The sequence below is a fragment of the Acinetobacter sp. YH1901141 genome (genome assembly GCF_013416935.1).
GTDB classification, from domain to species: Bacteria; Pseudomonadota; Gammaproteobacteria; order Pseudomonadales; family Moraxellaceae; genus Acinetobacter; species Acinetobacter towneri.
Genome location: NZ_VPEY01000015.1, coordinates 20,085 through 30,091 on the forward strand (window position 1 = coordinate 20,085; position 10,007 = coordinate 30,091).

Consider the following 10,007-nt stretch of genomic DNA (forward strand, 5'->3'; position numbering starts at 1 on the left):
CAACAAAGATATTTAATACGACATTCCATGTCGTATGGCTTACGCCAGTCGCTTATATCCTCGTGCTGAACCACGAGGTTTTACGCTCCAAGTGATAAAACTCGGTTCTAATGTGAGCAAATAGGCTTCATGTGCAATGCTCAAATAATCATACGGTTCCACTTCTAAAAGTTGTGCCAGATCAATCAGCAAGTCTTTATCCACTTGTTGTAGTTTGAGCTTGGGTTGTGCGGTGGATTGTTCCATCGTGGTTTGAGGCGCTTTGTTGTGCAGGAATTCATCGAGCAAAGCACTTGGAGCGTTTAGAAATTGCGCTGAGTGGATTTCTACATCGACCTGTTTGGGCACATGAATAAAAAACAGAATTTGGCTTAAATCTAAGCCATAAGCGCCCGATAAAGATTGTTTAGCCTGCTGAAATATATCCAGTAAAAGTTCAAGATGGTTGTATTGCAGCGTGTCATTGGAATTCAGCAGAGGATTGCCATAGATATGTCGCTGTTTAAAATAATCTGCAAAAATATTTTTAAATTGATGCAGACCGCTAGAATTGTTGGCTTGAGTGCGATAACGCCATTTTTCTATATTCCATTTATTTACTTCAGATAAATATTGTGCTTCATCTTCCTGTTCATTAAACAGGCTGCGTTGGCTTGAAACAGCTAAATAATCGACCCCAAGATATTCATTAAAGACCAGTACACAGGCATAAATTTGGTCTTGTTCATATTGCTCATAGAGTTGGAAAAACTCTTGAATGAGGGGTTTTTCAGGTTCTGAATATGTTCTAACATTTTATCGGCTTACTTTTTATTTTGGGATTTATGTTTTGAGCAATTGTTGTTTATATTTTGCTCAACCTCATGATTGTGTCAAAGCTGAGAAAAATGTCAATAAGACAAAACAAATTGTAGTCAAAGCTCACTTAAGTTGTTAAATTGTAATTAAAATCAATTCATAGAGGTGGGCTATGAGTGAATTAAACAGTGCACTAAAAGAAGACCAATTCTATAAAACACTTTTGGAAACCACGAATGCAATTCCGTGGCAGATTAACTGGAAAACCAAAGCTTTTAGCTATATTGGCCCACAAATTGAGTCTTTACTGGGTTGGACGCAAGACAGCTGGAAAACTGCACAAGATTGGATTGATCGGATGCATCCTGAAGATCGGGACAAGACCGTGAATATGTGTGTGAGTCTGTCCGATCAAGGCACATACCACGAAGCGGATTATCGTGCCTTAACCGCTACAGGAGATTATGTCTGGATTCGTGATGTGGTGCATGTGATTCGTGAAAATAACGAAACTGTGGCGATTATTGGGTTTATGTTTGATATTTCTGCGCGTAAACAAATGGAGTTGGAACTCGAAGCGTTGAGTCGCAAAAATCTGGCTTTGAGCTTACAAGACCCGCTGACCTTGGTTGCCAATCGAAAGGCGCTTAGTGAGCGTATAGAAAACGAATTTAAACGTGCTGTGCGTCATCAACATGCATTGTCTCTCTTGTTTATCGACATCGACCATTTCAAGCCTTATAACGACAATTATGGACATTTACAGGGTGATCATTGTTTGATTAGTGTGGCGCAGTTGCTTAAACAACACTTTGCTCGTGCATCTGACTTTGTGGCTCGCTTTGGTGGCGAAGAGTTTGTGGTGCTGTTGCCTGAAACACCATTGGCAGATGCTGTACAACTTGCTGAAAACTTTAGACAGGCAGTATATGCGCTGGAAATTCCACATACCAAGACAGGGGAGACGACCCAAGTTACTGTGAGTATTGGTGTAAATAGCTATCACCAAAATCAGCAGTATCACAATGTGGTCGATTTTCTGCATTCAGCCGATGAATTGTTGTATTTGGCAAAAAACAAAGGACGTAATCAGGTGCAGTATCTGACACAGTCTTGTGTTTAGTCGAAATCTGAAAAAACAGCAAGCTTCGTGCTTGCTGTTTTTATAAATAATTTCAAAGGAGCGGCTTAGAATTAAATGGCTTAAAAGTTTGGACGATAATCAAAACTTTGTGCTGCACTGTTGTCCCGAAAGGCGCGCACAGGTTTTTTCGCTGTGGTTGCAGTGTTAATCATGTTGTTAGGAAAGACCTGAATATAGTTATTAAATAACTCGACATTGCGGTTATAAATAGTAATCGCAGCACCGACATTTTCGTTCTGCTCATCAATTTCATGCATCATTTTTAAATACAGTTGGTCGGCTTTGAGTTCAGGGTAATTTTCGACCACCACATTTAAGCTGCGCATCAATTCTTTGCTCAAGGCTTCAACACGTTGTAATTGGCTGACATCGGCATTGTTGATGTTTAGGTTCATAATATTTTGGCGCAGTTCAGTCACTTTTTCTAAAGTGCCTTTTTCCATACCTGCATATTGTTCGACCACTGGCGCAAGTTCTTCAAGCGTTTTTAACTTCTGTCGTTCAAAACTGGTCACATCTGCCCAAGCGCGGATGGTGGCGTTGTGGTGGCGTATGATGTTGTTACGAATCATGATGCCCAGCATCACCAAGACGATGACAACCAAAAGAAAAATTGCGATACCCATGTTTTGCCCCAAGACGATTTTCTTAGTCCAGAAAATCAATCAAATCTGTCTGTAATTGTTCTAAATAAGGTAATTTAAAAGTGCGTAAGTGTCCACGCAATGCGGAAATATCTTGAATATTTTTTGCTTTACTGGAAATTTCAAACAAGTTGCGATTACCTAAAAAACAGAGCGTGTTCCGCTCAGGGTGAAATAACAAATCACCTTGCTGATGCTGAAAAAAATCATCCAGTTTTAACACCATTGCAGGGCTGAGCGTACGCGCCAGTTGAATTGCATCACTGCCAAAAAAGTTGAGTTTTTGATTCAGGCGAATGTCACTGGTATGCCACGGCACATGATAAGGCGCACCAAAGGTTTTATTGTTTGAGGTAACGGCTAAACCTTGTAGCTGCACATCAAAGACAAATACGCCCGATAAATGTCGCACCACTTCACGTACTTTGTAGTCATTGCCATTTTGATCTTTAATGCGGGTTTCACTGACATAGCGATATTCAAATACCAAAACCTGATGCTGCTTGCCTTGTTGATCTTGCCAAACTGTACTGGCGTAGCGGCGAATTTCATTGGACAGATTCCCCAAATTAAATAAAGGGAACAGACTTTTTAAATGGGCAATCAAATAAACGGGTTGTAGGGTTCGGGCAAGATGTTGCGGTGGTTGCTGCCATGCCAGTTGATAGCGTTGAGCAATGCTTTCTTGTTCTAAAAAAGTGATGACTTCTTCAATGGGGTCGTCTTGTTCATAGGTAATAAATGCCCAGAAGATACAGCCTAACCCAATCAGCAAGCAGAATTGCAGCCAAATATTACTCGGTTGAATCAAGAGCAATAAACAGAACAACACACCTATAATGCCAAGCAGGACAGGCAAAACATTTTCAAACTTGAGGGTGATGTCATCTTGCCAAGGGTGTAAGCCATCTAAAATATCTTGATGGCTTTGTGCTTTTTTTCCAATATCCCATAACCGCGCGATATTACGAAATACCCGTTGATTCTTCTTGCGTCGAATATGAATGGAGTGTTGCACGGTATCGAGCGGCATGGCGGTTTCTTTTACAGTTTGAAAATTAAGTCTGAGCTTGATCAATCAGCATGGCATCGCCATAGCTAAAGAAACGATAGCGTTCCGCCACAGCATGTTGATACGCCTGCATGACATTTTCACGGCTTGAAAGCGCAGATACCAACATTAATAAGGTGGATTCAGGCAAGTGGAAATTGGTGATTAGACGATCCACCACTTTAAACTGATAACCTGGGTAAATAAAAATTTGCGTATCACCCGACCACGCTGCAAGTTTGCCTGCATGGGCTTGGGCAGCACTTTCCACGGCACGGGTGGCAGTTGTGCCCACTGAAATAACTTTGTTGCCTCGTGCTTTGGTTTCACGAATCAGCGCTACGGCAGCTTCAGAAACTTCACACCATTCACTGTGCATGATGTGATTGGCAATATCATCGGTACGTACAGGCAGGAATGTACCTGCGCCCACGTGCAAGGTCACAAAGGTTTTTTGAATGCCTTTATCTGCTAGCTGTTGCAGTAAGGCTTCATCAAAGTGCAAGCTGGCAGTGGGTGCGGCAACACTAGCGAGTTTTGTTGGGTCGTTAAATACGGTTTGATAACGCTCGGTATCAATCGCTTCTGCTTCGCGGTTAAAGTAGGGTGGAATCGGCAACTGACCGTAGGCATCCAATACGTCTAAAATAGGCTGCGAAAACTCGACAATAAATAAGTTTTCATGGCGACCTTGTACGGTCACTTTTACAGCATCAGGCCCAATAAACAGTTCTGCACCTGCTTTTGGTGAGTTGCTGGCTTTAATATGGCAATGGGCAATAAATTGATCTTGCAGACGTTCTACCAAGACTTCCACTGCACCGCCTGTGGCACGTTTACCTTTAAGACGCGCTTTCATGACTTTGGTATCGTTAAGTACCAGTAAATCGCCCGCTTCGAGTAAATTCAGTAGGTCGGTAAATTGATGGTCATGATACTGACCTTGAGCATCAAGATGCAGCAGACGAGAGGCGCTACGACTTGCTAGTGGGTAACGAGCAATGAGTTCATCGGGGAGATTAAAATTAAAGTCAGAAAGCTGCATGATAAAAACAAGTTAGAACACTGGGAAAACTGCGCCTAGTATATGCTTTTTTAGGTTTTATGGATGAAATTGGTCGATTATAAATCAAAAAAATGACAGCTGATTTAATTTTAAACAATTGCAAAAAACTTGCGTTGACAAGCTGTCAAAAAAGTTTATTATACCCATCAACACCTACCCGAGGTGGTGAAATTGGTAGACGCGGCGGACTCAAAATCCGCTGTCAGAGATGACGTGTCGGTTCGAGTCCGACCCTCGGGACCACAGATATATAATTATATGCAAGCACATTGCATATAAGCTTCGAAAGCCCTGATAATTCAGGGCTTTGTCGTATCTACATGCCAACATATACCTATACACATCCAAAAGTTTTAAAGATACGATTAAAGATACAGGACATCTTTTAATTTTATATCTTTATCATGGCAAAAATCGTTAAACCTCTTACCGATACTAAGTGTTCTTCGGCAAAGCCCAAAGTTAACTCTCAAGGAAAACTTGTCAATAATAAGCTCGCTGATGGCAAAGGATTATATTTAATCGTTAGACCTAGTGGCACAAAGACATGGCAGTTTATTTACGGTCGAAAGCAATATCTGAATGACAAAGGCAAACCAACCGACGGCGTTATTACGATTGGTGACTATTCTAAGGTGGGTGTAAAGGGAGTGATTATTTCTCTAGAGGAAGCTCGTGCCCGTAGAACAATGTATTTAGCTCAGATCGCAAATGACATTGACCCTATTGATTATATAAAACTCGAAGAAGAAAAATTGAAGGATAGATTCGACTTTGAATCGGTGACAAGAGCTTGGCATGTGGCTTATGGTCAGTCATCAGGTGCGCAAGAATCTACAATCGCTAAGTCGCTTAGAAACTTTGAAATGTACGTCTTTCCAATTATTGGTGAGAAATTAATTGATTCGATTAAGCCACGTGACCTCAGCCGTGTTCTTGAACATATCGAGACTACAGGTTTTGGTGAGGTTTACGATAAGGTCAAACGCAGATTATCAGCTATTTTTGCTTATGCGGTTAGTAAAGGTTATATCCCTGAGAGTCCCGCCGTGCATTTGAAAGGCGGTTTGACGAAGAAGAAAGAGGAAAAACATTATCCTAAGTTGCCTTTAGATCGGTTGCCTGAGTTTTTTTCACGGCTGAAGAATGATACGGGTGTTCCTTTAACTAAGTTATACACCGAGTTTGCGCTCCATACTTTTGCACGATCAAGTGAAATGATGTTCGCACGTTGGAACGAGTTTGACTTCGATAAAAGCATTTGGACGATACCCGCAGTACGCACACCCGTTAAAGGGTGCCCAAGTTCGCATCGTGGTGCAAAGATGCGCAAAGAGCATGTCGTACCTTTGTCACGTCAGGTAAAAGACATCCTCATGGAGGTGAGACAATATAGCGGTATGGGACAGCATGTATTTCCTGCAAATCATGACTTAAACAAGTTCATTAGTGAAAACACTGTAAATAAGACTTTAACTCGCATGAAATACGACACCAAGACTGAGGTGTGTTTGCATGGCTTTAGAGGTATGGCACGTGGTGCATTGGCTTTGAGTGGGTTGTTTGATCGAGATGCGATTGAACGTCAAATGAGTCACAAGGGTGAAAACGAAGTCGAATGGGCATACACGCACCACGTTGAATATTTAGAAGAGCGTAAAATTCTCATGCAATGGTGGAGCGATTACTTGGATGAAAACAAGACAAAGTATGTTTCACCACAGGAGTTTAGAGACCGATTATTGTCCGATGCACGTAACGGTATCCAAAGCTTTAAGTACGGTAAGCTCATCAAGTTTCAAATGGCAATGTTGAACGCAAGTTGATCAAAAAAGTTCGAATGATTTAAAAATAATCATTCGAACGTGTTTTTTCAGAAAGAGTAAGTCACCCCTAACTATAATTTAGATACGAGTATTTTCATCTGTAATTTAAGGAATGAATTTGCATGGATACGATTCAACCTCTGCGCCTTTCGATGAATAAAGTGTGTGGTATGCTTGATGTGACGAGAGAAGGATTGCGGAAATTGATGTTAAATGACCCAGACTTCCCAAGAGCGTTAAAAAGCGGTCCATCGAGGCAGGCGGCCGTATATTTTGATTATCAAGACCTAATCAAATGGCACGAAAATCAAAAGAAACAACATTATAGCTAAATTACAGCTAATGTTATAAATGTGAAAGCAAAAAGGTTATACAGCTCTACGGAGTTGCAGAAGCCAAGCGACCAAACAGCAAACGACTAAACATTCAACTTCAAAGCACTTACGAACAAACTTCAAAGCACTCACGAACAAACTTCAAAGCAAATTAATGTTTTGCCTACGAGATAGGCGTTCTTAAAATTCTTGAAGGAAGGCTAAATGAAGCTTCTAAATCAATGGCATGCAGCCGAATTAATTGCACAGCACCTTAATGGTGAAGTCCGTAGTTGGTATGGATACCTGACACGTAATATTAGGAATTGGCATAAACAACATGGCTACAAGATCACGGTCCATGTTGAAAATGGAAAGCTTGCTTACAGTCGTGAGGCATTGCTTGAGTTCGTACGTGTCATGAAGACTCCCTCAAGGCAGAAAGTGCCGCAATAGGGGATTCACTCCGAATAGTATCAATAGCATTCGGGAGTAAAAATTACTCCCACTTAAACATTTAAAGTTAAATACAAACTTCTCATCGGGCTAAAACTTGGCGAGAAGTTTGCCACTCAATACGTGAAATTAGCATGATTAACTACAATGAGAGCCTGAATCAATTTACTGGCTGTGATTTTGATTTGGACAAAATGTTCGAAAGAGAGTTTGAACGCGAGTTGGAGAGTGAGTTCGAATGGACGTTGTATCAACGTCTAATCGAAATGAGATGTAAGCCCAAAAAAACATTAACGATTTCAACACAAACTCCAACAGCCCAAATGAATGAGACATTAGATGAATTACAGTCAAGAGTGATGGAGCATGTTGCGGAGTCTCAAATGTTCGAAGATGAAATTTATAGTGACATCAATACCGAAGCATATTTGAGAGCTAAACCACATGCGGTAGTTGATTGGCTCGATTTGAAATTTGTTGTAGATCCATCAAAATGTAAATTCTATGGTAAGCCAGATGCTCGTAGCTATATCAAGGCATACTTAACTAAGCATACGGGCATTCGTCATTACATCCGGGCAGACAGTGATGTTGTCCAAGATGGAGCAAGCTTTACTATTAGACTGCATGATGTAAAGAATCGAAAAGCCTTACGCAAAATTACTGATCTCTTGAGAGAGCAATACGGTTGCAAGGTTGAAGAAATGACTGTGGAAGCCATTGAATTAGCATTTGACTTTTATAATGCACCTAGTTCTGCTTTCCTTGTCGCGCTACATAAATCTTTAAAATACCCTAAAGCATGTAGCCGAATGAGGATCTATAAGACTAAGGGGACGACTAGGGGTATTCCTGAGTCAGTACATGAGCTTGTTCAGTTGATTGAAGATGGATTCAATATCGCATCGGGAGATCACCGCTTCGATGAGCTTTGTACGAGAGCGTACCTCAAGCGAACCGATATGAATGGGAAGTCACTCCCTGTAGATCAGCATCGGTTGAGATTAGAGATGACTTTCAGAAAGACTTTCTTTGAGCGAAAAAATTTGGATTGTAGTCTGTTTAACTTGCCGAGTCTTATCACTCATGGATTCAAACAGATGGAGTTTACTCGACTGAATAAGAGAGCTTTGGAAGACGAGAAAGAACAATATCGAAAATGTGTGAAAGCCTATGGTCAGGAACGGTTACTAGCGCCTAGTCGTAGTCGCCGTAAACGAGATCTGCACGATGCAATTAAGATGAATGGTCCACTGAATGAGATCAAGCGATTGCAAGCTAAAGCGTTGGCTGAACGATTCACGATGCGCAAATTTCGGTGATTTTTTTGACTAGCCTAATTCAGTGCAAACCCATGCTGTATGCGGTTTTGCGCTGAATTTAAATTAGTACGTTGCCCTAATAACATTAGGTATCAGTATTAAGTATCAAAGTAATAAGAAAAAGCCAAAATTTTGGTGTGAATCCAACTTTTCCTGTTCAGCTTCACATGCTACGTATTCCAAGATCAATGTTGGTATCACTTCGATTTACCACTTGCTCCGCAGTGGTAAATCTCTGTCATACCTAAATTCACTATCACAGTCGAAGTCCTAGGAAAATCTCCAAATGCGGTATGTATTGCGTTCATCGACCGAGAGTCTGGAGCAATGTTCTTATACTTTGAAAATTCGTTGAAAAGGGTAGTGATTAAATCTTTTGGGGGCTGTCTGCTTGACCTAGAGCGGGAGTGAAATTTGGATTAATTCTCGTAAAACACTATAAGCCTTCTCGCTTCAAAACTTTATCAAGATTTAATGCGAAATTAACGCGATTTGGGGCGTTTTTGATGTGGGGTGGGAAAAAGTATATCGGGATGGGTAAGGCGCGCTTAGAACGCAAATGGTGAGCTTCTAGAATGATGTTTTTGTCGGTAATAGCGGTTATTTTGAATGTGAGCGAAGTGACTTGATAAGTTTAATTGTAAGTCACCTGTGACTTTGTTTAAGTTTTTGTTTTGTAATATTAATTTTTTGTTTATTAGCTTTTTGCTAACCTCTTTTTTTTGGAAAGGTGTGGCTGGTGAAAGATACTAAATATGCTATTAGGTTTGGTGTCGATATTGCGGAGTTAGCATTCAAATTGTTGTGCATGATTGATGTTGATCAATATATCGAGCAAGACAAAGACTTTAAACGAGGAGACTTAGAGCTAGTTGCGGAAATAACAGCCATTGAGTATGCCAAAGTTGTGGGTATAGACGATGTTTCGTTAGCGGCACAACATTTACACAATGCCGCACAAGAGCTACTAGACGCCCATGTGTGGGTTGAAAATGACCTTACAACAGGAAAAGGCTTTATCAAGTTCATTGGAAGTTATAATTTTTATGATGAGGATGAAAAGAGCCTAGTTCAAATTCGATTGTCAGAGTCAGGGCAAAGTTGGTTAAGTTTCAATAAGGATTGGTTTTATGGCCAATATATCGAGCTAGCATCAGCAAGACTTATCTATACAACTCCGATCATCAATAATCTATTCGGTGATTGTGACTAATAGTCTTTGGATTTTCTAAAGATTTTACCTAAGATAAGACCCAAACTGCACATTTTGAGCTTTGGGTCATGTCATCCTTTTATCGTATATGTCGACCTTTTCAGCTGCAAACACAGAGTTTCCACTATTAAAGCCATTAAGATTATTGAATAAACAGCTAATTAAGCTACCTC

At 40.6% G+C, this 10,007-nt stretch carries 10 protein-coding genes and 1 tRNA gene; 7 read left to right on the forward strand and 4 right to left on the reverse strand.

Translation table 11 applies throughout. The features are described 5' to 3' along the window. Positions 1-39: 39 nt before the first annotated feature. Positions 40-348 carry a hypothetical protein gene (locus FTV52_RS14740; protein WP_208012178.1) on the reverse strand — a complete coding sequence of 103 codons (309 nt, stop codon included), beginning with the start codon at positions 346-348 and terminating at the stop codon, positions 40-42. Positions 349-970: 622 nt separating this feature from the next. Here FTV52_RS14740 and FTV52_RS09440 point away from each other — a divergent pair. Next, entirely contained in the window at positions 971-1,921 is a 951-nt protein-coding gene (locus tag FTV52_RS09440; protein WP_179990697.1) for a sensor domain-containing diguanylate cyclase, read from the forward strand. A gap of 80 nt (positions 1,922-2,001) precedes the next feature. On the opposite strand, the gene FTV52_RS09445 is transcribed toward FTV52_RS09440, so the two are convergent. Genes FTV52_RS09445 through queA form a run of 3 tightly spaced genes read right to left on the reverse strand, consistent with a single transcriptional unit; the run spans position 2,002 to position 4,682 of the window. Next, a complete protein-coding gene (locus FTV52_RS09445) occupies positions 2,002-2,568 on the reverse strand; it encodes a LemA family protein (RefSeq protein WP_104852521.1) in 567 nt (188 codons plus the stop codon). Positions 2,569-2,590: 22 nt separating this feature from the next. Further along, positions 2,591-3,619, reverse strand: coding sequence for a hypothetical protein (locus FTV52_RS09450; protein WP_178867885.1), 1,029 nt, complete (start codon positions 3,617-3,619; stop codon positions 2,591-2,593). 25 nt (positions 3,620-3,644) lie between these two features. Continuing rightward, positions 3,645-4,682 carry a tRNA preQ1(34) S-adenosylmethionine ribosyltransferase-isomerase QueA gene (gene queA / locus FTV52_RS09455; RefSeq protein WP_179990699.1) on the reverse strand — a complete coding sequence of 346 codons (1,038 nt, stop codon included), beginning with the start codon at positions 4,680-4,682 and terminating at the stop codon, positions 3,645-3,647. Positions 4,683-4,859: 177 nt separating this feature from the next. Between queA and FTV52_RS09460 the strand changes: the two genes are divergently transcribed. The 6 genes from FTV52_RS09460 to FTV52_RS09485 all read left to right on the forward strand — a co-directional run bounded on the left by FTV52_RS09460 (position 4,860) and on the right by FTV52_RS09485 (position 9,834). Then, positions 4,860-4,946: transfer RNA gene (locus FTV52_RS09460), tRNA-Leu, on the forward strand. Positions 4,947-5,107: 161 nt separating this feature from the next. Continuing rightward, the gene (locus FTV52_RS09465) at positions 5,108-6,529 is read left to right on the forward strand and encodes an integrase arm-type DNA-binding domain-containing protein (RefSeq protein WP_179990701.1); all 1,422 of its coding nucleotides are present in this window, start codon (positions 5,108-5,110) and stop codon (positions 6,527-6,529) included. A 122-nt stretch (positions 6,530-6,651) separates the two neighbouring features. Then, the gene (locus FTV52_RS09470; protein WP_171338985.1) at positions 6,652-6,861 is read left to right on the forward strand and encodes a transcriptional regulator; all 210 of its coding nucleotides are present in this window, start codon (positions 6,652-6,654) and stop codon (positions 6,859-6,861) included. A gap of 207 nt (positions 6,862-7,068) precedes the next feature. Further along, positions 7,069-7,299, forward strand: coding sequence for a hypothetical protein (locus tag FTV52_RS09475; RefSeq protein WP_114237816.1), 231 nt, complete (start codon positions 7,069-7,071; stop codon positions 7,297-7,299). A 134-nt stretch (positions 7,300-7,433) separates the two neighbouring features. Continuing rightward, positions 7,434-8,621 (forward strand): hypothetical protein, encoded by a 1,188-nt coding sequence (locus tag FTV52_RS09480; protein ID WP_179990703.1) that lies wholly within the window; start codon positions 7,434-7,436, stop codon positions 8,619-8,621. 739 nt (positions 8,622-9,360) lie between these two features. Then, positions 9,361-9,834 carry a hypothetical protein gene (locus FTV52_RS09485; protein ID WP_179990704.1) on the forward strand — a complete coding sequence of 158 codons (474 nt, stop codon included), beginning with the start codon at positions 9,361-9,363 and terminating at the stop codon, positions 9,832-9,834. Positions 9,835-10,007: the final 173 nt, after the last annotated feature.

What these genes read in the sequence shown, in the direction of transcription:
- FTV52_RS09440 (WP_179990697.1), top strand. Translation starts at nt 971, where the DNA reads ATGAGTGAATTAAACAGTGCACTAAAAGAAGACCAATTCTATAAAACA.
- FTV52_RS09445 (WP_104852521.1), bottom strand. Translation starts at nt 2,568, where the DNA reads ATGGGTATCGCAATTTTTCTTTTGGTTGTCATCGTCTTGGTGATGCTG.
- FTV52_RS09450 (WP_178867885.1), bottom strand. Translation starts at nt 3,619, where the DNA reads ATGCCGCTCGATACCGTGCAACACTCCATTCATATTCGACGCAAGAAG.
- queA (WP_179990699.1), bottom strand. Translation starts at nt 4,682, where the DNA reads ATGCAGCTTTCTGACTTTAATTTTAATCTCCCCGATGAACTCATTGCT.
- FTV52_RS09465 (WP_179990701.1), top strand. Translation starts at nt 5,108, where the DNA reads ATGGCAAAAATCGTTAAACCTCTTACCGATACTAAGTGTTCTTCGGCA.
- FTV52_RS09470 (WP_171338985.1), top strand. Translation starts at nt 6,652, where the DNA reads ATGGATACGATTCAACCTCTGCGCCTTTCGATGAATAAAGTGTGTGGT.
- FTV52_RS09475 (WP_114237816.1), top strand. Translation starts at nt 7,069, where the DNA reads ATGAAGCTTCTAAATCAATGGCATGCAGCCGAATTAATTGCACAGCAC.
- FTV52_RS09480 (WP_179990703.1), top strand. Translation starts at nt 7,434, where the DNA reads ATGATTAACTACAATGAGAGCCTGAATCAATTTACTGGCTGTGATTTT.